General features: G+C 57.8%; 27 protein-coding genes and 1 pseudogene. 8 read left to right on the forward strand and 20 right to left on the reverse strand.

What is annotated here, in order from left to right; translation table 11 throughout:
- Positions 1-92: 92 nt before the first annotated feature.
- Positions 93-1,304, reverse strand: coding sequence for a tyrosine--tRNA ligase (tyrS, locus tag ALP40_RS09525; protein ID WP_122208041.1), 1,212 nt, complete (start codon positions 1,302-1,304; stop codon positions 93-95).
- Positions 1,305-1,507: 203 nt separating this feature from the next.
- Here tyrS and ALP40_RS09530 point away from each other — a divergent pair, with 203 nt between their 5' ends.
- Both ALP40_RS09530 and ALP40_RS09535 read left to right on the forward strand, forming a co-directional pair.
- Positions 1,508-2,935, forward strand: a complete 1,428-nt coding sequence (locus tag ALP40_RS09530) for a peptidoglycan DD-metalloendopeptidase family protein (RefSeq protein ID WP_122208042.1) — start codon at positions 1,508-1,510, stop codon at positions 2,933-2,935.
- A gap of 3 nt (positions 2,936-2,938) precedes the next feature.
- A complete protein-coding gene (locus ALP40_RS09535; protein ID WP_122208043.1) occupies positions 2,939-4,033 on the forward strand; it encodes an anhydro-N-acetylmuramic acid kinase in 1,095 nt (364 codons plus the stop codon).
- A 66-nt stretch (positions 4,034-4,099) separates the two neighbouring features.
- On the opposite strand, the gene erpA is transcribed toward ALP40_RS09535, so the two are convergent.
- Both erpA and argC read right to left on the reverse strand, forming a co-directional pair.
- A complete protein-coding gene (gene erpA, locus ALP40_RS09540) occupies positions 4,100-4,450 on the reverse strand; it encodes an iron-sulfur cluster insertion protein ErpA (protein WP_004885454.1) in 351 nt (116 codons plus the stop codon).
- A 135-nt stretch (positions 4,451-4,585) separates the two neighbouring features.
- Entirely contained in the window at positions 4,586-5,620 is a 1,035-nt protein-coding gene (argC, locus tag ALP40_RS09545) for an N-acetyl-gamma-glutamyl-phosphate reductase (RefSeq protein ID WP_122208044.1), read from the reverse strand.
- 133 nt (positions 5,621-5,753) lie between these two features.
- Here argC and hemJ point away from each other — a divergent pair, with 133 nt between their 5' ends.
- From hemJ to coq7, 5 genes are all read left to right on the forward strand, one after another.
- Entirely contained in the window at positions 5,754-6,182 is a 429-nt protein-coding gene (gene hemJ, locus ALP40_RS09550; protein ID WP_122208045.1) for a protoporphyrinogen oxidase HemJ, read from the forward strand.
- Between the two features lie 101 nt (positions 6,183-6,283).
- The gene (locus ALP40_RS09555; RefSeq protein WP_122208046.1) at positions 6,284-7,207 is read left to right on the forward strand and encodes a DUF805 domain-containing protein; all 924 of its coding nucleotides are present in this window, start codon (positions 6,284-6,286) and stop codon (positions 7,205-7,207) included.
- Between the two features lie 53 nt (positions 7,208-7,260).
- Positions 7,261-8,037: an SDR family oxidoreductase gene (locus tag ALP40_RS09560; protein ID WP_122208047.1), complete on the forward strand. Its 777-nt coding sequence runs from the start codon at positions 7,261-7,263 to the stop codon at positions 8,035-8,037.
- 92 nt (positions 8,038-8,129) lie between these two features.
- Positions 8,130-8,468, forward strand: a complete 339-nt coding sequence (locus ALP40_RS09565) for a histidine triad nucleotide-binding protein (RefSeq protein WP_122208048.1) — start codon at positions 8,130-8,132, stop codon at positions 8,466-8,468.
- A gap of 125 nt (positions 8,469-8,593) precedes the next feature.
- Positions 8,594-9,241, forward strand: coding sequence for a 2-polyprenyl-3-methyl-6-methoxy-1,4-benzoquinone monooxygenase (gene coq7, locus ALP40_RS09570; protein ID WP_122208049.1), 648 nt, complete (start codon positions 8,594-8,596; stop codon positions 9,239-9,241).
- 78 nt (positions 9,242-9,319) lie between these two features.
- On the opposite strand, the gene speD is transcribed toward coq7, so the two are convergent.
- Together speD and ALP40_RS09580 are read right to left on the reverse strand one after the other, a co-directional pair.
- Positions 9,320-10,114 (reverse strand): adenosylmethionine decarboxylase, encoded by a 795-nt coding sequence (speD, locus tag ALP40_RS09575; RefSeq protein WP_122208050.1) that lies wholly within the window; start codon positions 10,112-10,114, stop codon positions 9,320-9,322.
- Positions 10,115-10,357: 243 nt separating this feature from the next.
- A complete protein-coding gene (locus tag ALP40_RS09580) occupies positions 10,358-10,780 on the reverse strand; it encodes an OsmC family protein (protein WP_084920676.1) in 423 nt (140 codons plus the stop codon).
- Between the two features lie 211 nt (positions 10,781-10,991).
- On the opposite strand from ALP40_RS09580, the gene crp reads away from it, so the two are divergent.
- Positions 10,992-11,636 (forward strand): cAMP-activated global transcriptional regulator CRP, encoded by a 645-nt coding sequence (gene crp / locus ALP40_RS09585; RefSeq protein ID WP_122208051.1) that lies wholly within the window; start codon positions 10,992-10,994, stop codon positions 11,634-11,636.
- 12 nt (positions 11,637-11,648) lie between these two features.
- Here crp and ALP40_RS09590 read toward each other — a convergent pair whose 3' ends face one another.
- From ALP40_RS09590 to ALP40_RS09660, 15 genes and pseudogenes are all read right to left on the reverse strand, one after another.
- On the reverse strand, positions 11,649-12,344 hold the full coding sequence (locus ALP40_RS09590; protein WP_122208052.1) for a lipoyl protein ligase domain-containing protein: 696 nt from the start codon (positions 12,342-12,344) through the stop codon (positions 11,649-11,651).
- 36 nt (positions 12,345-12,380) lie between these two features.
- The gene (trpC, locus tag ALP40_RS09595) at positions 12,381-13,217 is read right to left on the reverse strand and encodes an indole-3-glycerol phosphate synthase TrpC (RefSeq protein ID WP_122208053.1); all 837 of its coding nucleotides are present in this window, start codon (positions 13,215-13,217) and stop codon (positions 12,381-12,383) included.
- Positions 13,214-14,263 (reverse strand): anthranilate phosphoribosyltransferase, encoded by a 1,050-nt coding sequence (gene trpD, locus ALP40_RS09600; RefSeq protein WP_122208054.1) that lies wholly within the window; start codon positions 14,261-14,263, stop codon positions 13,214-13,216. The genes trpC and trpD overlap by 4 nt, the downstream gene beginning before the upstream one ends.
- A 21-nt stretch (positions 14,264-14,284) precedes the next feature.
- Entirely contained in the window at positions 14,285-14,884 is a 600-nt protein-coding gene (locus ALP40_RS09605) for an aminodeoxychorismate/anthranilate synthase component II (RefSeq protein WP_122208055.1), read from the reverse strand.
- A gap of 393 nt (positions 14,885-15,277) precedes the next feature.
- Complete coding sequence (locus tag ALP40_RS09610) at positions 15,278-15,787, reverse strand: lysis system i-spanin subunit Rz (protein WP_122208056.1); 510 nt, start codon at positions 15,785-15,787, stop codon at positions 15,278-15,280.
- Positions 15,784-16,329 carry a glycoside hydrolase family 19 protein gene (locus ALP40_RS09615; RefSeq protein WP_122208057.1) on the reverse strand — a complete coding sequence of 182 codons (546 nt, stop codon included), beginning with the start codon at positions 16,327-16,329 and terminating at the stop codon, positions 15,784-15,786. The genes ALP40_RS09610 and ALP40_RS09615 overlap by 4 nt, the downstream gene beginning before the upstream one ends.
- A 171-nt stretch (positions 16,330-16,500) precedes the next feature.
- The gene (locus ALP40_RS09620; RefSeq protein WP_259640693.1) at positions 16,501-17,427 is read right to left on the reverse strand and encodes a phage tail protein; all 927 of its coding nucleotides are present in this window, start codon (positions 17,425-17,427) and stop codon (positions 16,501-16,503) included.
- 339 nt (positions 17,428-17,766) lie between these two features.
- Positions 17,767-18,264 (reverse strand): phage tail protein, encoded by a 498-nt coding sequence (locus ALP40_RS09625; RefSeq protein ID WP_122208059.1) that lies wholly within the window; start codon positions 18,262-18,264, stop codon positions 17,767-17,769.
- A gap of 219 nt (positions 18,265-18,483) precedes the next feature.
- Positions 18,484-18,912: a phage tail assembly chaperone gene (locus ALP40_RS09630; RefSeq protein ID WP_122208060.1), complete on the reverse strand. Its 429-nt coding sequence runs from the start codon at positions 18,910-18,912 to the stop codon at positions 18,484-18,486.
- 642 nt (positions 18,913-19,554) lie between these two features.
- A pseudogene (locus ALP40_RS09635) lies at positions 19,555-20,169 on the reverse strand (phage tail protein); the annotation flags it as partial.
- A 10-nt stretch (positions 20,170-20,179) separates the two neighbouring features.
- The gene (locus ALP40_RS09640; RefSeq protein ID WP_122208061.1) at positions 20,180-20,779 is read right to left on the reverse strand and encodes a YmfQ family protein; all 600 of its coding nucleotides are present in this window, start codon (positions 20,777-20,779) and stop codon (positions 20,180-20,182) included.
- Positions 20,767-21,807, reverse strand: coding sequence for a baseplate J/gp47 family protein (locus ALP40_RS09645; protein ID WP_122208062.1), 1,041 nt, complete (start codon positions 21,805-21,807; stop codon positions 20,767-20,769). The genes ALP40_RS09640 and ALP40_RS09645 overlap by 13 nt, the downstream gene beginning before the upstream one ends.
- Complete coding sequence (locus ALP40_RS09650; RefSeq protein WP_122208063.1) at positions 21,797-22,195, reverse strand: phage GP46 family protein; 399 nt, start codon at positions 22,193-22,195, stop codon at positions 21,797-21,799. The genes ALP40_RS09645 and ALP40_RS09650 overlap by 11 nt, the downstream gene beginning before the upstream one ends.
- Positions 22,195-22,704, reverse strand: coding sequence for a phage baseplate assembly protein V (locus tag ALP40_RS09655; protein ID WP_122208064.1), 510 nt, complete (start codon positions 22,702-22,704; stop codon positions 22,195-22,197). Before ALP40_RS09655 ends, ALP40_RS09650 begins: the two co-directional genes overlap by 1 nt.
- Positions 22,701-23,807, reverse strand: a complete 1,107-nt coding sequence (locus ALP40_RS09660; protein WP_122208065.1) for a phage baseplate assembly protein — start codon at positions 23,805-23,807, stop codon at positions 22,701-22,703. The genes ALP40_RS09655 and ALP40_RS09660 overlap by 4 nt, the downstream gene beginning before the upstream one ends.
- Positions 23,808-23,809: the final 2 nt, after the last annotated feature.

Below are 23,809 nucleotides of genomic sequence, written 5' to 3' on the forward strand. Positions count from 1 at the left end.
CCCTTGTAACTCGTTGAATCTTAAGGCTTTTTCGTTTCCGTCTGCGCCGGAAGTGGGGCGAATTATAGACACCTCAACGAGCGCGTCAACCGTTATTTTGAACTTTCTTCAGAAACCAGGGTTACACGCCCGAAAGCCTTCTTGCCGGCCTGGCAGACATGAGTCGCACCCAGCTTAAAGACAAACCCGCGATCCACGACCTCTCCATCTATACGCACACCACCGGAAGCGAGCAGATCACGAGCCACCGCAGCGTTCTTTACCAGGCCCGCCTTATTAAGGACGGCCGAGATAGGCATGTCTTCAGCAGCGCCAACCGAGATTTCTGGAAGATCGTCTGGCAGCTCGCCTTCCTTCATACGGTTACCCGCTGAACGGTGCGCATTGGCGGCAGCCTCTTCGCCATGAAAGCGGGCAACCAACTCTTCTGCCAGTTTGATCTTGATGTCCCGCGGATTGGCACCCGCTTCGCAATCAGCCTTGAAGCCTTCGATCTCCTCCATGCTGCGGAAGCTCAGCAGCTCGAAGTAGCGCCACATCAGGGAATCAGGCATCGAGACAAGCTTGCTGTACATGATGCCCGGCGCTTCCTGGATACCTACATAGTTACCCAGCGACTTGGACATCTTCTTGACGCCATCCAGCCCTTCCAGCAGCGGCATGGTCAGAATGCATTGCGGCTCCTGCCCATAGGCACGCTGAAGCTCACGCCCCATCAACAGGTTGAATTTCTGATCCGTGCCACCCAGCTCGACATCGGCGCGCAATGCAACCGAGTCATAGCCCTGGACCAGCGGGTAAAGAAACTCGTGGATGGCGATCGGCTGACTGCCTTTATAGCGCTTGTCGAAATCGTCACGCTCCAGCATACGCGCTACGGTGTACTGCGAGGACAGCCGAATGAAGTCGGCCGGGCTGAGCTTGTCCATCCAGGTAGAGTTGAAGGCCACTTCTGTCTTGGCAGGATCCAGAATCTTGAACACCTGAGCCTTATAGGTTTCGGCGTACTCGAGAACCTGCTCACGGGTCAGTGGCGGACGCGTGGCGCTCTTGCCGCTGGGATCACCGATCATGCCGGTGAAGTCACCTATAAGGAAGATGACCTGGTGGCCCAGGTCCTGGAACTGGCGCAGCTTGTTAATAAGGACGGTATGACCAAGGTGCAGATCGGGTGCCGTCGGGTCGAACCCTGCCTTGATACGCAGCGGCTGACCGCGCTTGATTTTCGCGACCAGTTCGGCCTCGACCAAAAGTTCATCCGCGCCGCGCTTGATCAGCGCCAGCTGCTCTTCAACCGACTTCATATCAGCCCCCATTTTAAAGGGAACCAACCATACAAGATCAGAGCCCAATTACAAGTTTTTGCCCAGCACAGACCGACGAATCAGAAAGCGATTCGCGGGAAGGGTTGCTTCGAGCAGGTTTTGGTTATATTTTATACAGTTATTTCATCTTCATCATGTCATTCATCTTTTCCATTTCACCTTTTTCAAAGTCAAAATTACCTATGATAGACACACCGCCTAAAGCGCCCCCGCTTTATCCGAAGAGTCACCTGCTCGCTGCAAGCGGCATTGCCGCCCTGCTGAGCCTGGCTCTTCTGGTTTTCCCTTCAAGCGAAGTTGAAGCTAAACGAACCAACCTGGCACTCGATCTGGAAATGCCTGCAGATCAGAACGCACAAGACCAAGACGCTCCGGAACCCGCTCAAGCCACACCTGAAAGCGCTGAATCGCCATTTGCGCAGATCGACAATGGCCAAGACCAGCCTGCCGAAACAGCCAGCACCCAGCCAGAACCAAAGAAACAGCCGCCTGAAGCCGCCAAAAACCCAAATCATCGGGAAGTCGTGGTCGCCAAAGGCGATACGCTATCTACCCTCTTCGAAAAGGTGGGGCTTCCCGCAGCCACCGTTCATGAGGTTCTGGCCAGCGACAAGCAAGCCAAACAATTCAGCAAACTGCAGAACGGTCAGGTACTGCAGTTTGAGCTCACGCCCGATGGCCAGCTCAAGCAACTGCATACCAAGCTCAGCGAGCTCGAAACCATTAGCTTGTCCAAGACGGATGCAGGCTTTACGTTCAATCGTGAAGTCAGCAAACCCAACGTGCGCAATGCTTACGTACATGGCGTGATCAACAGCTCGCTCTCGCAATCTGCGCAGCGTGCAGGCCTCAGCCATAGCATGACGATGGACATGGCCAATATCTTCGGCTACGACGTCGACTTCGCCCAAGACATCCGCAAGGGAGACGAATTCGACGTGGTGTACGAGCAGAAGGTGGTCAACGGCAAGCCCGTCGGCACCGGCAACATCCTGTCAGCGCGATTCACCAACCGCGGCAAAACCTACACAGCGGTTCGTTACACCAACAAGCAGGGCAACACCAATTACTACACCGCCGATGGCAACAGCATGCGCAAGGCGTTCATCCGTACGCCGGTGGACTTCGCACGCATAAGCTCGCTGTTCTCCTCAGGCCGCAAGCATCCTATCCTCAACAAGATCCGAGCCCACAATGGCGTGGACTACGCGGCGCCGCGTGGAACGCCTATCAAAGCGACGGGCGACGGCAAAGTCCTATTGGCGGGTCGTCGCGGTGGCTACGGCAATACCGTGATCATCCAGCACGGCGACACTTACCGCACGCTGTACGGCCATATGCAGGGTTTCGCAAAAGGCGTGCAAACCGGTACATCGGTCAAACAAGGCCAGGTGATCGGCTATATTGGAACAACCGGTCTGTCGACGGGCCCCCACTTGCATTATGAATTCCAGGTCAACGGCGTTCACGTCGATCCGCTGGGCCAGAAACTTCCGATGGCGGATCCGATCGCCAAGTCCGAAAAACAGCGATTCATGCAGCAAAGCAAGCCATTGATGGCGCGCATGGATCAGGAAAAGGCCACCACGCTGGCCTCGAATAAAAGGTAAATCATGGCCTTCTTCTACATAGGTGTGATGTCCGGCAGCAGCCTCGATGGGATTGATATCGCCCTATTGGAGCAAGATGACCGTCCAAGACTTCTGGCAACCCACTACATTCCGATGCCGGAAGATTTGCATGGGGAATTGCTCGGGCTGTGCTCAAGCGGTCCGGATGAACTCACGCGTGCGGCGATTGCCGAGCAGAAGTGGTGCCATCTGGTAGCCAAAGGCGTTCTGAAGCTGCTGGAAGAGCAAAATATGGTCGCCGGCCAGATCCGCGCCATCGGCAGCCACGGTCAGACGATCCGTCACGAACCGGCCCGTGGGTTCAGTATTCAGATTGGTAACCCTGCCCTCCTGGCAGAGTTGACCGAAATCACGGTAGTGAGCGACTTCCGCCGTCGCGACATCGCAGCAGGTGGACAGGGCGCACCCTTGGTGCCCGCCTTCCACGAAGCGCTGTTCGACGACAACAAAGAGCACCGCGCGGTGCTCAATATCGGTGGGTTCAGCAACCTGAGCCTGATCGAATCGGACCGTCCAGTGACAGGCTTTGACTGCGGCCCCGGCAACGTATTGCTGGATGCCTGGATCCAGTCGCAGCGCAATCAGAGCTATGACAAGGATGGCGCTTGGGCCGCAAGCGGTCAGGTTGATCAAGCGCTGCTGAAGACACTGCTGAGCGATCAATTCTTCCTGACCAAGGGCCCTAAAAGTACCGGCCGGGAAGTGTTCAACCTCGGATGGCTGCATCACCACCTCTTCCAGCTGCCAACGCTGGCACCGGAAAATGTGCAAGCCACGCTTCTTGAGCTGACTGCCCAGACTATCGTCGAATCGTTGCAGTCCGCTCAGGCAAGCACGATGGAGTTGCTGGTATGTGGCGGCGGAGCTCACAACATCGCGCTGATGAATCGGCTGGCCGAGCTTCTCCCGGCAACCCGCGTTAGCAGTACCGCAAAATTTGGTGTGGACCCTGACTGGGTAGAAGCGATGGCCTTTGCCTGGCTGGCCCATTGCTGCCTGGAAAGCGTTCCGGCCAACCGACCTACGGTCACGGGTGCCAAAGGCCTGAGAGTGCTGGGTGCGATCTACCCTGCCTGATGCCAGACGCTCCAACGAAAAACGCCGCTCAATGAGCGGCGTTTTTGTCACTGTAACAACGTACGATCAGATCGAGAACGACGAGCCGCAACCGCAGGTCGTGGAGGCATTCGGGTTCTTGATGACGAAGCGCGAGCCCTCAAGACCTTCCTGATAGTCCACTTCGGCACCCGCCAGATACTGGAAGCTCATGGGATCAACAACCAGACTCACGCCTTCGCGCTCGACGATGGTGTCATCATCTGCAACGTCTTCATCGAACGTGAAGCCGTACTGGAAGCCGGAGCAACCGCCGCCGGTCACGAAGACTCGTAGTTTAAGGCGATCATTGCCCTCTTCATCGACCAGGGATTTCACCTTGTGCGCTGCACCAGGGGTGAATTCCAAAGCCGTCGGAGTGAAGGATTCGACACTCATGTCAGATATCTCCCGGCGATAAGCCGTCGTAATGCGTAATGACGGGCATTATCCGCTTCTCCTAGAAAATCGGTCAACTATTTGCGGAGCAGCGGCAATGCAAGGATATCTCCCGCTTGCCGCTCGATCCCGAACTTAAGGCATCAGTCCGGCATGGGACAGGCCCAGACGCTCGTCAAGCCCGAACAGGATATTCATGTTCTGAACCGCCTGACCCGAAGCGCCCTTCACCAGGTTGTCGATAACCGACAACACCACGACCAGATCGCCACCCTGTGGACGATGCACGGCAATCCGGCAAACGTTGGCACCGCGAACGCTGCGGGTTTCCGGATGGCTACCGGCAGGCATCACGTCCACGAACGGCTCGTCTGCATAACGCTTCTCGAACAGCGCCTGAAGGTCGATGGACCGATCGGTGACCGTCGCATAGAGCGTGGAGTGAATGCCGCGAATCATTGGCGTCAGGTGAGGAACGAACGTCAGCCCCACATCGCCACCGGCTGCGCGACGCAGCCCTTGGGTGATCTCAGGAAGGTGACGGTGACCGGCCACGCCGTAAGCCTTGAAACTTTCATTGGCTTCCGAGAACAGGGAACCAATGCTCAGGCCGCGCCCGGCACCGCTCACACCGGACTTGCAGTCGGCAATCAGGCGCGTGTTGTCGGCAATGCCAGCTTCAAGCAATGGGAGGAAACCCAACTGAGTGGCGGTTGGATAGCAACCTGGGACAGCAATCAGACGTGCAGTCCTGATCTGCTCCCGATTGACTTCCGGCAGACCGTACACGGCGTCTTTAAGCAACTCTGGCGCGCCATGAGGCTGCTTGTACCACTTGGCCCACTCGACCGGGTCCTGCAGACGGAAGTCCGCGGACAGGTCGATCACCTTGGTGCCCGCTGCCAGCAGTTCACCCGCCAATGCATGAGCGACGCCATGTGGGGTGGCAAAGAACACGACATCACAGGCGCCCAGCGTCTGGACGTCAGGCACGCTGAACGCCAGACCATCGTAGTGCCCTCGCAGGTTAGGGTACATGTCAGCGACAGGAAGACCCGCCTCCGAGCGAGAAGTAATCACCACCACTTCAGCTTGCGGATGCTGTGCCAACAGACGCAGCAACTCGACTCCGGTGTAACCCGTGCCGCCGACGATACCGACCTTGACCATAACGTGCCCTCAACGAAACAACTGGAAAGCGGTCGATAATATGGGCCTACGGCCTCTGCGACAACCGACAACGTGACGTAAGGACACTCAAGCCTCTACTATTCGGCCACCGTGAACCTGGGAATAACTCAAAATGCTCTATCTATGGATCAAAGCGCTGCACATCATTTCGATGGTCTGCTGGTTTGCAGGGCTGTTCTACCTGCCTAGGCTGTTCGTTTACCACTCGATGAGCGAGGACGCCGTCAGCCGTGATCGCTTCGGTGTCATGGAGCGCAAGCTTTACCGAGGGATCATGGGTCCTGCGATGATCGCGACGCTGATCTTCGGTGGCTGGCTCATCAGCTTCAACCCGGCCGGCTACTTCAGCCAGGGCTGGATGCACGTGAAGCTGACCCTGGTCGTCCTGTTGATCGGCTATCACCACATCTGTGGCGCTCAGATCAAACGCTTCGCGCGCGGCGAAAATGGCCGTAGCCATGTGTTCTACCGCTGGTTCAACGAAATCCCGGTCCTGATTCTGATTGCCGTCGTCATTCTGGTGATCGTCAAACCGTTCTGATCCACGGCACACTATATAATCTTCGGCCTCATTCAATGACAGGTGCCCAGCCCGTGCTGGTGCGCCTGACTCGCTCTCACTTCAAGACAAGGAAGCCCTGTATGGCCGATACCCACTTCAAGATCGTGTTTGAAGGACAGGTGCGTGATGGCGTTGACACCGAGGAGGCGAAAGCCAATCTTGCCCGGCTTTTCAAGAGCGAAACCGCTGCCGTACAGAAACTGTTCAATGGACAACCCGTTTCGCTGAAGCGCGGCTTGCCCTACGAGGAGGCCGAACATTACATAAAGGCACTCCATGAGGCCGGGGTCGAGGCGCGAATTGAACCGGACCCAGCCATCAGCCTGAGCATGGACGAAGTGAACGCACAGCAGCGCACTTCAGATCCGGCGCCTCTTCAAGCCGCATCGCCTTACGCGCCCCCCCGATCCGATGTTGCAACAGAAGTCTTCGGCCATTCGACGCTCAAGGTATTCAGTATTCAAGGTCGTATTGGCCGTCTGCGCTATCTGGCGTGGAGCCTGGTCCTGAGTGCCGCTGCACTGGCTGCGCTGTCCGTTGGGATCATAGTCATGAGCCAGTCGCTGGTCGGCGGAGGGTTGCTGATCGCAATCATCGTGTTGGCCTTCGCCGTGATTGGCACACAAATGGGTGTTCAGCGATTGCACGACATTGGCTGGTCAGGCTGGCTCCTGCTGCTGAATCTCGTCCCCTTTGTCGGCAGTATCTTCCCGTTCCTGATGACGGTCATTCCAGGAAACCAGGGACCTAATCAGTACGGCGCGCCACAGCCACCGAATTCACGTGCGGTCAAGGTACTGGCCAGCCTCTGGCTTTTAATGATGCCGATCATTTTCATTGCAGCCATCTCTGGCGGCATGGACACCCTCAAGGAGGAGCTGGAAGTCCAGACCGACGAGTACGAACAGTCCTTGCCTTATGACGATGATTCGCAGCGCAACGGCGTCCAGACCGAATCGGCGGATACCGAAAAAGCGCTCGACGAAGACAACGACTCGCAATAAGGCGTCGATGGCCGGGTAGACTGCCGACCGCAATACGCTCAATGGAGAACTGCATGACCCGTTATGCCCTGATCACCGGCGCATCCAGCGGCATAGGCCTGGCAATGGCCGAAGCACTGGCGCGCCGAGGTCGAAGCCTTATTCTGGTCGCTCGTCAGCGTGATCAGTTGGAAACCATCGCGCTGGAGCTGACCCAACGCTTTGGCGTGGAAGTGCTGTTTCGTGCCTGCGATCTGGGCGAGCCGCTGCGACTTTCCGGGTTTCTGCTTGAGCTTGAAGACGGCGCCCATCACATCGACCTGCTGGTTAACGCTGCCGGGATTGGTACATGCGGCCCTTTTCTCGCGCAAGACTGGGGCGTCGAACAGGACCTGATCGATCTGAACATTCTGGCGCTCACCCGCCTTTGCCACACCGTCGGCAATCTGATGGCGATACAAGGTGGCGGGCAGATTCTGAATGTCGCATCGGTGGCGGCCTTCCAGCCAGGCCCGTGGATGAGCACCTACTACGCGAGCAAGGCTTACGTGCTGCACTTTTCCGAAGGTTTGCGCGAGGAGGTCAAGAAAACCGGAGTCAAGGTTTCGGTGCTGTGCCCGGGCCCGACCCGCACCGCGTTTTTTCGCACCGCCCAGCTCAAGGTCAACACCGAAACGATGATGACGCCTGAGGAAGTCGCGCTTTACACCGTGCGGGCCTTGGCAACGAACCGCGCCGTGATCATTCCAGGCTGGCGCAACAGACTCTGGACATTTAGCCCGCGCCTTGTTTCACGCTGGCTGGCAAGGCAGATCAGTGGGTATATCAACAAGTCCTGCTGCCCACGCTGAATGACAAAGGGCTGGGCGGGACTTGCCTCGCTCAGTACACTCGGTCGCGCTGATAACCGCACACCCATCAACCGAAAAAGGAGCATACGGCTGTGGACACTTTGTTTACCAAGATCATCAATCGGGAAATTCCGGCGAAGATCATCTATGAAGACGAACAGGTGCTGGCGTTTCACGATATCGCCCCTCAGGCCCCGGTGCATTTTCTGGTCATCCCGAAGAAGCCGATTCGCACGCTGAACGACCTGACCGAAGAAGACAAAGGTCTGGCCGGGCATATCCTGTTCACCGCGCAGCGCCTGGCGAAAGAGTTGGGGTGTGAAGAAGGATTTCGCGTGGTCATGAACTGTAACGAGCTAGGTGGTCAGACCGTTTATCACATTCATATGCACGTGCTGGGTCAGCGTCAGATGAACTGGCCGCCGGGCTGAGTCAAGCTTTCGGCGACCTTCGCCCTTGCCAGCTTCAGCCCGTGAGCCTGGCAAGGCGAGACAACCTCAGGCCATGTGCCGCCGATTCGGGTAAACTGGCCTCATGGACTTAACCGGAGGTGCTCATGGCTACCGAACGTCACTATTCCCCTATTGACCGTCTATTACTGCAAGCCGATAGCGCGATGCGCACGCTGTTGCCATCGAGCGGTCATTCGCAGCGACCGTCACCTGCCATCACGCAACCCGATCACAAGATGAACGATGTCGACGCCCGTCACGTCGCAGGCTTGATGCGCATCAACCACACCGGCGAAGTGTGTGCACAGGCGCTGTATCAAGGTCAGGCGCTGACCGCCAAATTGCCCAAGGTCCGCAAGGCGATGGAACACGCTGCCGAAGAAGAGATTGACCATCTTGTGTGGTGCGAACAGCGTATTCGTCAGCTCGGCAGCCACACCAGTGTGCTCAATCCACTGTTCTACAGTCTGTCCTTCGGAATGGGGGCGGCGGCAGGTCTGATCAGTGACAAAGTCAGCCTGGGGTTTGTCGCGGCAACGGAAGATCAGGTGTGCAAACACTTGAGCGAACATCTGGAACAATTGCCGGTTGAGGACGATAAGTCCCGTGCCATTCTTGAGCAGATGCTGAGCGATGAAGAGCACCATGCCGAATCCGCACGGGAAGCGGGAGGATTCCGCTTTCCGATGCCCGTCAAATTCGGCATGGGCCTGCTGGCCAAGGTGATGACTAAAAGTACCTACCGCATCTGACCAAATGGCACGCACAAAAAAGGCGCCCTTTTACGGGCGCCTTTTTCATGGCTGGAATGCCGGTCAACGCAATCGCCGTCAGACCGCTACGTTACGACCGTAGAAGATTTCCAGCATTTCGTGTTTGACCTTGGCCGTGACCTGCTCACGCTGTTCAACGGACAAGTTGCTGGTCGCGTCGCCGAACAGGTAGTTGTCCAGTTCGAACTCCTTGAGCAGCATTTTGGTGTGGAACAGGTTTTCCTGATACACGTTCACGTCGGTCATCTGGTAACCGTTGCGGGTGTCTTCGGACAGGTAATTCTGGATCGAGTTGATCTCGTGGTCGATGAAGTGCTTCTTGCCTTCCACGTCACGGGTGAAACCGCGTACGCGATAATCGACAGTCACGATGTCCGACTCGAACTTGTGAATGAGGTAGTTCAACGCCTTGAGCGGTGAAATGACGCCACAGGTCGATACGTCGATGTCCACGCGGAACGTGGCAATGCCGTCTACCGGGTGGATCTCCGGGTAGGTGTGAACTGTGATGTGGCTCTTGTCCAAGTGGGCCAGAATGGTTTCCGGCAATGGACCTGGGGACTCTTCGATCTGGCTTTCGGTAGGCGTCACCGGCTGCTCAGAAATCAGAATGGTCACACTGGCGCCCTGAGGATCGTAATCCTGACGGGCAATGTTCAGGATGTTGGCACCAATGATATCGACAACATCGGTCAGAATCCGCGTCAGGCGCTCTGCGTCATACACACTGTTGATGTACTCGACGTAAGCCTGCTGGTCTTGCGGAGTTTCCGCATAGCAGATGTCATAAATGTTGAAGCTCAAGGTCTTGGTCAGGTTATTGAACCCGTGGAGCTTGAGTTTGCTTTTCACCGTTAAAAACTCTCTATATGTGTGCGGCGCCGGCCGCGTGATCAAGCATGCCCGTCAGATGAGCCCGGCTCAGCTGCGTAGGACGGTTAACACCTCTTCGCGTTGGCGATTTTGGTTGTCTGTTCGGGCGCGGCAGCAGAAAACCAATACATGCAGCGCCCTGAAAAAGTGGCGCATTATGCAGACGTCCGAAGCCGTCTGCCAGAGTGTGCGCCGTTTTTATGATCGTTGGATGTCTGGACGTCAGCCCAGTTCGACGATTTCATAATCGTGGGTGATCTTCACACCCGCATTGCCAAGCATGATCGAGGCCGAGCAATACTTTTCTGCGGACAGCTCGATGGCACGTTTGACCTGGGCTTCTTTCAGCCCGCGTCCCTTGACCACAAAGTGCAGGTGGATTTTGGTAAAGACCTTGGGGTCTTCGTCTGCACGTTCGGCGTCAAGAAACGCTTCACAGCTCTCGACCGGCTGACGGGACTTCTTGAGGATGCTGACCACGTCATAGTTGCTGCAGCCACCCAGGCCGATCAGCACCATCTCCATCGGGCGAACACCCAGATTGCGGCCTCCGCTTTCAGGCGGGCCGTCCATGACCACTACATGACCGCTGCCGGATTCGCCGAGGAACATGGCTTCGCCAGCCCATTGGATGCGTGCCTTCATCACCAAGACTCCACTCTTTAAAAAGGGTCGCCAGCTTAGCATAGGCCCACTCTATCGCCCGGATGCATTATGAAATATGCCCCTGGCAGCCAACGTGTAGGAAGATTCGCAAATTGGGCCCGCCGTTCGTCGAAAAGCTGGCGAGAACGCAGGTGCAGCCGATACCTACAGGTATGCCATTTGGCGAAGGTCCTTTTTCGGAAAATCACGCATGGTCGCGATCACACTGACATCAAAAACAAAAAGCCTGGACAGGCTTCTTCCTCACGCACAACGTCGTCGCTGCGCCGCTAAAAGCAACATCATCAACGCCGGCGACCGCTCTGACTCGTTGTTTCTCATCATCAAAGGCTCTGTCACGATTTTGATCGAGGACGATGAAGGGCGTGAGATGATCATCGCCTACCTCAACAGCGGCGATTTCTTTGGCGAGCTCGGTCTTTTCGAGCAGCCGGGGCACGAGTCGGTGCGCAGCGCATGGGTGCGCGCCAAGACCGAGTGCGAAGTCGCTGAGATTCCCTATGACAAGTTTCGCGAACTGGCGCATCAGGAGCCGGAGATCCTCTACGCGCTGGGCAGCCAGATGGCAGATCGTCTGCGCAATACCACGCGCAAGGTTGGAGACCTGGCTTTTCTGGATGTCACGGGCCGCGTGGCACGCACGCTGCTGGACCTGTGCAAGCAGCCCGACGCCATGACGCACCCGGATGGGATGCAGATCAAGATTACCCGTCAGGAAATCGGGCGAATCGTGGGGTGTTCCAGGGAAATGGTGGGGCGTGTGCTCAAGGCGCTGGAGGAGCAAAGCCTGATTGATGTCAAAGGCAAAACGATGGTGGTGTACGGCACGCGTTGAACATCAGGCCAATCACAAGTCAGCGAGCAACTGCCGATACGACTGCATAAGGCGTTCGACTACATTCGCGTTCGGGAAGGCTTCGTGCAGAGCGATATGGCTCTGCGCCTGAACGCGCGCATCAAGCTCGCACAGCGTGTTGAAGCGATTGACTGCCGCTACCATCGGTACCCGCTCGTCTTCCAGCAATAAGGCCGCATGGGCCAGCACGACGGGACGCTTACCGCCCTGGCTTTGACGCCATCGCTGGGCGGTGCCAACCATTTTGCGACCGTCGAGATTGACGTTGAAACGACCGTCGCAGAAAGCACCGTCGACTTCACCCAGCGAAGCCTGACCGCCCAGCGCAATCAGCGTATCCAGAATGGGCTGACACAGACGGCGGTATGCGGTCTCGATACGATCACGATCGAGATCGGTGGACGGCTGTGCGTAGACCAGCGCGATGTTCACCGTGGCAGAGGATTGTGGCACCGGCTCACCACCGGTTTCCCGCAACAGGATGGGCCATCCATTGTCGGCCAGCGTTTCGCTGGCTTCGACAAAGCCGGGCAGCCGGCTCATGCGCCGTGGCATGACCAACGCCTGATCATTGGGTCGCCAGAACAGCAACCCATGATCAGCGTCGCCCGCGGCCACGCGAGCCAGAAGATCCTGCTCGGCCTGCAGGCCTTTTTCGACGCAGATATCGATAATCGAGTCGGGCATGCAAAAATCTCTGGCTCGTACGGGTGAGAAAAGCGATCAGTCGAGCGTCGAGCCGCCCACCGCCACGCCAAGTTCGGGGAAGAACAGACGTTGCAGTTCGGTTCCTGGATGTTCGGCACGCATGAATGCCTCGCCCACCAGGAACGCATACACCTCGCTGATTTCCATCAGCTCAACATCGGCACGGTTGAGGATGCCACTCTCGGTGACCACCAGACGGTCCCGAGGAATGCGCGGCAACAGGTCAAGCGTGGTTTCCAGGCTGACGTTGAATGTGTGCAGGTTGCGGTTATTGACGCCTACCAGCGGGGTGTCGAGGGTTTTGAGCGCACGGTCCAGCTCATCGCCGTCGTGTACTTCAACCAGCACATCCAGACCTACGCCCTTGGCGACTGACGCCAGCTCGGCCATTTGCACATCATCCAGCGCCGAGACAATGAGCAGGACACAGTCGGCACCCAAGGCGCGAGCTTCAACGATCTGGTAAGGATCGATCATGAAGTCTTTGCGGATCACGGGCAGATTGCACGCCGCTCGAGCCTCTCGCAGATACGCATCCGAACCCTGAAAAAAGTCGACGTCGGTCAGGACCGACAGGCAGGTCGCACCGCCCGCCTGATAGCTTCTGGCGATTTCGGCAGGCAGGAAGTTCTCCCGGATAACGCCCTTACTGGGCGAAGCCTTCTTGATCTCGGCAATAACCGCTGGCTGCTTTTTCCTCGCCTGTTCGATCAGTGCGTTGGCGAAACCACGCGTTGCATCGGCGGCCGCGGCTTGTTGCTCAAGCTCGGCCAGGCTGACCACAGCACGGCGGGCTGCGATTTCCTCAACCTTACGTTTGAGGATCTTTTCCAATACCGTTGGTACGCTCATTCTTCGTTCTCCTGCTTGAACACTGCCGTAAAGGCGCCCAATTCTTCCAGTTTTTCCCGCGCAAGGCCGGTATGAAGCGCGTCATGCGCCAATGCAACACCTTCCTTGAGACTGGTGGCGTGGTCTGCGGCATAAAGCGCAGCGCCCGCATTGAGTACGATCATTTCAGCTGCTTTCTGACCGTTTTCGGTCTTGCGACGCCCCAGCGCGTCACGAATCAGTTCAAGCGAAGCCGCCGGGCTTTCCACCGCCAGGCCATACAAGCTCTGGCTCTTTATACCCAAATCTTCAGGTTGCACCCAGTACTCATTCACTTCACCGTTCTTGAGTTCCGCAACGAACGTCGGCGCGGCGAGGCTGAATTCGTCCAGCCCGTCCTGCGAATGCACGACCAGCACATGTTTACTGCCCAGGCGCAGCAACACCTCGGCCAGCGGGCGGCACAGCGCCTGGTTGAACACGCCCACGACCTGATGACGTACGCCGGCCGGATTCGTAAGCGGGCCGAGCATATTAAACAGGGTACGCAGGCCCAGCTCGCGGCGAGGTCCTGCGGCGTGCTTCATGGCGCTGTGGTGAGACTGGGCGAACATGAAGCCGATGCCGACGCTGTCAATGCAGCGCGCAACCTGAACCGGCGTCAGGTTCAGATAAACACCTGCCGCTTCCAGCAGGTCGGCACTGCCGCTCTTGCCCGACACCGCACGGTTGCCGTGCTTGGCCACGGTGCAACCCGCCGCCGCAATCACGAAAGCGGAAGCCGTCGATACGTTGAAGATATTGGCCCCGTCGCCGCCGGTACCGACGATGTCGACGACACCTTCCAGAGTTTGCAGCTTGACGTGATCGGCCAGCTCGCGCATGACCGAAACCGCTCCGACGATCTCGTCGATGGTTTCGCTCTTCATGCGCATGCCCATCAGAAACGCGCCAACCTGCGCCTCGGTACACTGCCCGGTCATGATCTCGCGCATGACATCGCGCATCTCGTCAGTGGTCAGGTCCAGTTGATTGACCACACGGTTCAGCGCGCTTTTGATATTCATAGGGGTATTCATAACAAGTCCTTAACCCTGACGACTGCCGCCGCTCTGCTTGAGGAAATTGGCGAACAGCTCATGGCCCTGCTCGGTCAGGATCGACTCAGGGTGAAACTGCACCCCTTCGACATTCAGTGTCTTGTGACGCAGGCCCATGATTTCATCGACCGAGCCATCGTCATGGGATGTCCAGGCAGTCACTTCCAGGCAGTCGGGAAGCGTGTCCAGCCTAACCACCAGCGAGTGATAACGCGTGACCACCAGCGGGTGGTTCAGCCCCTGGAATACACCCTGATCGTCGTGAACGACCGGGCTGGTCTTGCCATGCATCACCTGACGCGCACGCACCACGTCACCGCCGAACGCCTGCCCGATGGACTGATGCCCGAGGCATACACCCAGAATCGGCAATTTGCCCGCGAAGTGAGTGATCACCTCAAGCGAGACACCGGCTTCATTGGGGGTGCAGGGACCGGGCGAAACGACGATGCGCTCGGGGTTCAGGGCTTCGATCTGCGCGATGGTCAGCTCGTCATTGCGGATGACCTTGACGTCGGCACCCAGCTCACCCAGGTACTGCACGACGTTATAGGTAAAGGAATCATAGTTATCGATCATCAGCAGCATTTTGCTATCAACCTTTTGAATTTACTGACTTCGTTTACGCCTTCAGATCGCGATTCGCTCAAGCATCCACCTCTTCAGCCACATCGAATGACGTGACAGTGGCGGGAGAACATGACGAATTGAAGACATACAGGTGCGGGTCCGGCAGGGCCGGCAAGGAAATAGTCAGGCGCGCCAACGCCAGCGGGCGTGGGCCTTGATAACGCGCATCAAGAGTTTGCTGACAATCGTCACGGAAGGGGTCTCATCGGTACGTTTCGGGACATTAGCGTACCGATGAGAGCGGTGCAATATGAATGTATCGAGCGAGACGATCGTTAACGTCGATGGGCAACCTGTAAAGGCTGCAAAAAGGCCGCGCCTCCTTAGGGAGGCGGGAAAGAGGCAGGGTGTTCAGAAAGTAAGCTCGCGCACGTAGGCCTGGCAAGCCTTGAGCGCGATCAGTCCGCGGTCGCCGTCGTCGGTGATGGCGACAATTCGTTGAGCAGCCGTTGGGTCAAGTTCGGCTCGCGTGCTTCCATGAACCACGCCGCCGGAGCCGGGGGCGGCTGGCAATCCATCACCTGTGCCCTTGACGGCGAGGAGGACTGACAGCCGCAAATCAGCGGTAGCCAGGCGATCACGCAGGCGGACCTGAGAAGTCTGTGCATCACTCAATTCCTTGTGAAGGGTTGTGTCGCTGTGTTGCAGGCGGACTTCCAGCGCACGTCGCCTGGACTGCTCGGCGGCTTGCCAGTCGATGGCAGCCCTGGACGCCAACTCGCGCTCCTGCAAACAAGCCATTGCCTGCTCGGAAAGTTGCTGCTCGTAACGCGTGGCCTGCCATTCCCAGGCAAGCCACGCGCCGAGACCCGAGCCGAACACGACCGCCAGAATCACCACGCGAACATCCAGAACACTCATGGCAGCACCTCCAGAGCGCGCCGATAGAGCGCCTGTCGATCGGCCAAGCCATTGGTGCCGCCGTTGATGCGCCGGGTGATCATCAGGAAATCTCCCTTGTCAGCCAACGCGTTCAAGTGGGCACGGTCCCAGAACCATGCCGCCGACATTGCGGCACAGTCAGGTCTTTCGAGCAGCTCGGGCTGGCGCAAAAGATCCAGCCCCAGCGCCTCCCCGCACGCTTCATAATTGGCCCGCCCCGTTACCTGAATCAGCCCACGACCCCGGTAAAGCTGGCCGTCGCCGTCTGCGTCTGGCGTATTGCCCAGACGCAGCGCCAACTGCCCCGTGTCGTACTTCGCCAGGTAACTTTCGCTGCCCAGTTCACGCACGTACCGCAACTGGCCGGACTCATGGCCGATTTGCGCGATGAACGCGGCCATACGCAGACGCGTATCGATGTTGTAGCGGGCCATTGCGATGTTTAGGGCAGGAACGAAAACGCCGGCTTTAGGGCCGGCGTTGGGGAGGATTTGTAGCAGTTGTTGCTGGTTGATAGGCATAGGCCCTCTCCTGCTGAGGTTGAGGCACTCGTACGTCTTCCGAATCGACAGCAACCTCCTTTTTTGAAGAGCAACGTGCATCGCGGCCTCTCTTCATTGCTGAGGTCCACGGCTTGGGCCGTTTGTGTTTACTCAGCCGATGGAGGACGTCTTCGATTCGGACAAACAGGCTTAAGCAAAGGGCGTTGCAGGCGCGACTGGCCACTCGAACGACAGCGGAAAGCCTGGGAGCGCATCGAGTTGAGCAAGCTGCACCCGGTAGAGCCAGTACGCATCACGCTCGGCTTGTAGCGCAGGCAAGGATTTCAATTGAGCCTCGATAGCACTTTGCAAGGTGTTCAGCGTGTTGTTCAACGCGTCGATTTTTGCAGTAGCCGCGGCTGCATAGCGGTCCCGCTGGACACGTCCATCTACGGGGACAGCCGACTCAAGCGGCTCAAGAACCGGGCCAAACTCGCTGAACGCTGCACGATCAAACAGTTTTCTGGCCTGTGGCCTCGGATCGTTGAAAGAAACGGTTATGGCCTCTTCACCACGCGTGTCTTTGGTTTTCTCAAAGACCACCAAAAGCACAATGGCGTTGTGAGTCTGATCGGCCCAGCGAGGGTTACGAATGCTTGTCATCACCCAGGGGAGCTCATCCTCACTGACGCCCGTTGGCGGCGTCGGCACTTCAGGCTGCTTTACGTACACGAACGGCGACGCAGGCGGAACCGGCCATACGAACGACATCGGGAAACCCGGGATGTCTTCGAGGTGGGCGAGGTCTGCCCGGTAAGCCATGTAGGCATCAAGCTCAGCCTGCAGCGCGGGCATGGCGTCAATTTGAGCTTGCGTGGCCGTCCCCGACGCTACAGCGTTTTGCACGATGGACAACTCATTGGCCAACAGGTCAATTTTTTTGGACGCGTTGGCCGAGTAGCCACCGCGCTGGATCATGACGGTCATCCGGACCATCTGCTCGGTCGGCTCGGCAATCTCTCCAAACTCCCCGGAGATTGCCCGATTAAGCAGCGCGACGACTTGCGGATCCGGGTCATTGGCAGAGATGGATATCCCTTGCTCACGTCCAGAATCCTTGTTTTCTTCAAAAATCACCCACAGGTTGAGGGTGGTGTGGGCCTGATCGGCCCAGCCAGGGTTGCGAGCGCTGAAAACTGTGTTCATGTGAATACCTTTAATATGTATTGAGTGGGACGGATTTAACAGGGGACGCTTATTAGTATCAGCGGCCCAAGGAGTGCTACTGAATTGCTCTAATGCTCAGGAACGCTCCCGCATTACGTTTTAAGTAGGGTGGGGCGCTCAGGTGAGTGCGGTGTGAGTGTTAGCCGAGTCAACAGGTCGTTGCGATAAAGAGAGTAGAAACAATAACGCCGGCTTTAGAGCCAGCGTCGGGTGCCATTCGTTTTCGCTTACGCCCTGCCAAATTGATAGCTACTCAGCGGCCGGCACATACACAAACGGCTGTGCTGGCGCTGCTGGCCAGTCAAACTTTCTGGGGTAACCTTCCAATGTATCGATTTGGGAAAGCCGTACGCGGTAGAGACGGAAAGCGTATAGCTCGGCTTTTATTGCGGGCACCGATTTCACTTGCTTTTCGGTCGCCAGGTTCATTGCAATGGCGTCTTGAAGCATATCAAGCTCGGTCACCAATGCATTGATTCGAGCAGTGGCTGAACCCGACAAGGCATCCCGCTGGCTCATCACCTGCCCCACAATCGTTTCCTCGGTAGGCTCAAGAACCGGGCCAAACTCACCCGCAACGGCACGGTTATACAGGTCTACTCCGTGAGGCTCAGGGTCTTTTGGAGAAGCTCCAAAAGGCACCTCACCGTAGGTATCTTTGAACTCTTCAAACAACACCCACATGCTGATGGCAGTGTGTGCCAGATCGGCCCAACGTGGATCGCGAACGCTTATAACTGTGTACATATGAATACCTTTAGTTTTTTATTGAGTGAAATGCATCCATGCGTGAATGACGCTTGCCGGCGCAATGGACCTCTCGTGTAACGTAAGTTGCAGGGAGCGCTCGGCAGCGGTTATTGCAGCAATAACCACCTGCAAGAATACAGTGGTGCTAATGGAATTATTGAAGGGTTACGGGGGTTATAAGAGCAGAAATAAAAACGCCTCTTCGTAGAGGGGCGTTTAAACAATTTCCTTTAGAAGCCAATCAGCTGATTGAGGCCGATGCACTATCGACGGAAAATATTCTGACTCCGGCCATTTGCGAAGCTCACGGCGGTAAGCTTGAAGCTCGATATACTGAGTGGACGTCAAGGTTGTCATCAACTCACCCTCCAATTCGTCACGATGACGACTGACCAAGCCATCGGTAGCGGCGAGGCAACCATCTCGCCAGAAACGTTCATTACCGATCAGTACGTTTTCTGGTAATGACAGCGGATCGGCCAGAATAGGAAGCCCGTTCTCACCAGCAATAATTCGCCGTCCTGACGTAGGCCCATCCAGTAATGCGGCATGCCGCTCGCTTGATATTTCCAGCGCATCCGCAGGTACATAAGTATTTTCAGACGAGTCGTAAAAACCGCCTGTTGTGGCCGAATAAAAAATCATGTGTATAGCGCCTCAGTAACCGATACCAATGATTGTGGTTCCTGCAACTGAACCAATTTTCAAAGATTGCCCAATGTTGGCAAGCTTCGCCCCCTGTTTATTTCTGTCGATAACCGACAGCGTCATGTAGCCGTATTCGGAAACTGTAAAATCGGGAGCAAAGGCAATGGCAAGGGCCGCGTTATCGAATGAGATAGGCCAATTGAAAGGTACCAGTGCCCCTTGCCCAAGCGGTATGGATACGTTTATCCATTGCAAAAGCAGTCCGCTCGGCAGTCTTTGACGTCCAGCCCCACCCATTACGACTGCAAAGGTATTGGAGTATTTGGAGGCGACACTGCCCCCCAACAAACGCCACTCACCGGCCACCCGAGACAGGAGCGCCGAATCACCCGCCCCTAGTACGATTGGGATGATTGCACCAGTCTGATTCGTCAGGTTGTCAGTACCCGAGGCCATCAGTGTGACCGCTCCAGCCCCGGCACTCACAATCATGATAGTTGCACCGGTAGGTACCTTCGCTGCCACGGGCATCGTTACAGTGATCGCTGTTGAAGACGCAGCGCTTATTACCCCACCGGTACTATCGGCCCCGAGTACGGTGCTTAACGCTATAGAGTTGAAATTTGACCATTCAAAGCCTGGGTTACTCCCCTCCTCAACCTGCCCATACCGATTGACCTTCACCCGGCTGTAGTTGCCCGCCGCCACACCGCTACGCCCCAGCGCACGCTCGAACACCAGCCCTGTCGTGCCCAGAACCGGAGCAGTCGTGTTGGTTAACTGCCAGACCGTACCGCCGTTTTTCGTACCCGCCTGCACCGGTACAAGGTGGCCCGGCGCGCATTCGTTGCTCTCGTTCGCATCCTGCGCACGGGTCCAGGCATCTGCCGCTGCGAGATAAATCCAGTTCTGCGCCGGGTTGTCCTGGTTCTTGACCAGTACCCGGTCGCCTGCCGTCAGCGTGACGTCATCAATGGTCTGCAGACCGCTCAGGCCGATGGCCATAGTCGTGGCGCAGCGTACGTTTTTTTTGTAGTCCGACGCGGCGAGGCCGAGGATGGCCCTGTGCAGTTGCGTGACGTCCGCTTCGCTGGGCACCAGACCTGCGCCCAGTATCACGTTCAGGATCTCCTGCGTCACCGAGTTGCCCCACTGCGCGGGAATCAGCGAGCCGGGGGTGCCGGTTGCCGGGTTTTCATCTACAAACTTGCCGCTGACCAGGCCTATGCCTGGCACACTCTTGGGATAGTCCATCTGTTGTTCCTCAGTTGAAATTAACGAATTCGATGCCGTGCGCCGGTGCTGCTCGACGAATCAGGCATTCGATTGCCGTTCCGGGGTTGACCCCGAAACGCTCTCCCCAATAACTGGCACCAAAGCGCCGTCCCAGCCGCTGGCGGCCACCGGTGTTCAGGGTCCACATGAATTGCGCGTTCCAGGTGCCGAAATGCGCCCGCCCAAAACGAGAACGCCCCATGCGGGGCGTTCGGAGTTCGGTGACAGAGGCGTCGGGGTAGCCCTGGCTGACGGCAATGCCGATATAGAACGCTGCGTTCTGCCCTCCTACGGCCACCAGCCGTTGACGTACCGACAGGCGCCGATCCTCGAACAGCGGCTTGAGCCCGAGACAGGGATCGGGCAGGTTCATCACCCGCTCCCAGTCCGGAACCAGTTCACTGACGGTGGCCGGGTCCATTTCGTTGAGCAGGTCGAAGGCGCGGCCGTCGATACGGGCGAACTCATGGGACAGACCGGCGATCAGTTGCTGCACCTCCGGCACCCGCTCCGGATCCCAGGCGGGACCTAGCGGCAGCAGCGCGTGCAGTTGCTCGGCGTAGTGCTCGGCGGTTCTTATGACGACCATAAAATCCCCCCAAACGTGAGCAACTGATTGGCAGCTGCCGTGACATTGGCCTTGGGCGCAATCAGCACATGGTCGGTTTCCCCGGTTGCCCGGCTGATGGCTTCAGCGATATGCGTCAGCAACAGGGTTTCGCCCAGACCGGCTTCACGATTGTGCAGATCGGCCAGTTGAGCCTGTACGGCGGCGCGCACCGCCGAGGTGTCCGGCGTCAGGCTGATGGTGTAGGTCACCGGTTTCTGAACCGGCGCCAGCACGTACAGCTCGGCGGTGACCGGGCGCAACGGTTCGATGTACGCAGCCACCTGAGCCAGTTGCTCCGCATCCGGCGTCGGGGTCGCATCATCGTCACGCATGAAAAACACCGCGACAGTGCCCGGCCCCATATAGCGACGCACGCACCAGGCACGTGTCACGCCCGGCACGTCCAGCGCCCAGGTGACGTAATCGTCCTGATTCCCGCCATGAGGAATAACCCGATAAGAACGTACGACACGAGCGCGCAGCGACTCGGTACTCTCTCGGGCGATGCCGCCTGTCAGGCCGTCCGCGATCACGGTAAAGCTGCTGTCGATGCCTTCAACAGGTTGCACGACGGTCATGACCTGCCCGGCGTCGGCATTGCCCAACGCACCTGCATCCACCGCCTCGACCGTGGTCGTGTTGTTGCCCGCCACAGTGGTCAAACCCTGAGTCACTCGATAGAAACGTCCATCGCTGAACTGCAGGATCGTATCGGCATCCAGCACTGCACCCGCTGCGGCCACAAAACGCACCGAGCCGGTGGCCGCCTGCGCAGGTTTGCGCGGCTGCCGGAGACGCAGAATGGCCTGCCGCTCAAGGGTGTCCTCATCGGCGGTGTCCGGCAGAATCTGGTCGGCGATCCAGTCCTGATAGCCGTACAACCCATAGGCCGCGCCACTGTGGGCGCGAGACAGCACGCGGGCATCGGACTGACGAAGCGCGTCGCCCGCCAGGTCAACCTGTGTGCGGTTGACGAGTGCGGGTAACGTGGGGGTTTCAAACGGCATAGATCACCTGCCACTGTTCTGAAGGGTTGAAGCGCACGACCTGGCCGTCCGGGACGACCAGCTCGACGCCCAGGTTCAAGCGGTTGCTCTGAACCTGTTCGGTGAAGATGTTGATGCGCTGGACGTGACCGTCGTCGATCAGCCAGCTCAACGCTTCGCGGGCATAGAACTCGGCGTCGCGCTGCGTCTGAGCGGTGAGCTTGACCCTGCGCAGCAGCCAGAGCCTGGAGCCGATCCGGTCATTGGTCACAGCCGGGTACGTATCGCCCCACCAGCCAAAGCGCTCGGCATCGTCGAACGGATCGTCCGCCTCGGCGCGACGCCAGGTGAACAGGCTGATGATCACCGAGCGCAGCAATGAAGCCTGCAAGGAACCTTCGTTCATCATCAGCCACCTCCCACGGGAGGCCCGCTCTGGTCGGGGCCGGAGCGCACGCTGGCGTGCAGGTGAGTGATCTGGCTGATGCCACCGGCAATCTGGTCACCCTGGGAAACGATCTTTCCTGTCTGGGTGATCTGCGGCGTATCGAAATTCACGGCAGTAGCCGCCTTGATGTTCAAGGTGTTGGTTTGAATGTCGATGACCTTGCCGCGTTTGAAGTGAACCTTGTCACCTTCATCGGTGTAGATCGCCACCTCGCCCGACTCCAGTCCCTGGAGACGATAACGGCGGTCGGCGACCACCAGCAGCAGACCGTGAGAACGATCCCCCCCGATGAAGGCCGCGATGCCTTCGGCACCGGCCAGGGGATTGCTGGTAAAGCCGTAGGGTTCGAAGTGTTCCATGTCGTCCTTGACCTCCCCTGCGGTCAGGCGCATTTGCAACGCTTGCATCTTGCTGCTGGCCCTTGCGAGCACGACCGTGCCGCGCACCAGCATGCGATTGAGCAGGTTCATGTGGCTTTTTCCTTATCGACAGGCAGCAAATAGGCGTAAGCGTCATTGTTGACCTGCGCCTTGCTGCGCTTGTTGGGGTCACCGGGCTCGGCCTCGAAACCCTCTTGCGGGCCAACGACCAGCGTGGCGGTGGTCCCCTGTTCACTGAGCGAATACGTCACGGATGAAATCAGCATGTGCCGATCAAAGCCGATGATGGGATCGATGACGCGCACCACGGTGTTATGCCGCCAAAGCGCGCCGTTGGACTGTCGCCAGCCTTGCACTTTGTAGGTGGTGAGCAGCGCCTTGCCCACCCGATGACCGCGCTCCCAGTTGGCGCGACTTAGCGCAAGTTCGGGCGTAATCGGCGCGCTCTCCTGAATCAGCAGCACGCGATGACGCTCGGTCCTTGCGTCAGTCACTGAAGCATTAACTTCCGACGCAGCCTTGCCGGACGTCTTGTCGTCGCCCGTCTGCTGACCGATGACCCGGTACTCGGAAAAAAGCCCGGAAAAGTCCAGCGTCGCGCTGGCAGTCAGCAGGTTCTTGCCCAATTCCAGCGCGTCCACCGCATCTCCCCCGCTGCCAGGCTTGGCCAATACGACGTTGCCATGCTCGTCATCGGTGGAGAAAATCCGAAACAGGGTCAACAGTCGGTCGATGGACTTGAACACGCTTTCAGCCGGTTCAATGGTGTGTCTGGACAGCTTCGAGGTTTCCGGTATTTCGCTGATGACCTTCAACCCATAAGGTGCAGCCAGTGCCGTGACGATGGCCAGCACGCTGACGCCTTTCCACTCGTTCGGTCTGTTGATCGCCGCGCAGTCGATCAGGTCAGCCGTCAGGGAGCGGCCAGATACTTTCAACGTGATCTGCTTGCCGTCGTAGCTGACCGGCGTGGCAAACACCCAACCGGTCAATATCAGCTCGCCACCGATGCGCACCTCACAGCGCTCACCCGCCCTGATCGGCCGTACCACATCATTTCCGGGCCACTTCCAGGTAATGCCGACGTCAAAGCTGCGCGCCTGACGATCGAATCCGGCAGAGATTTCCACGGTTTTCCAGCCGCCATAGTCCTGATTGCCAACCGTCAGGGTGACAACATTAGGGTCGATCATGG

This window comes from Pseudomonas viridiflava (assembly GCF_003702045.1).
GTDB classification, from domain to species: domain Bacteria; phylum Pseudomonadota; class Gammaproteobacteria; order Pseudomonadales; family Pseudomonadaceae; genus Aquipseudomonas; species Aquipseudomonas viridiflava_C.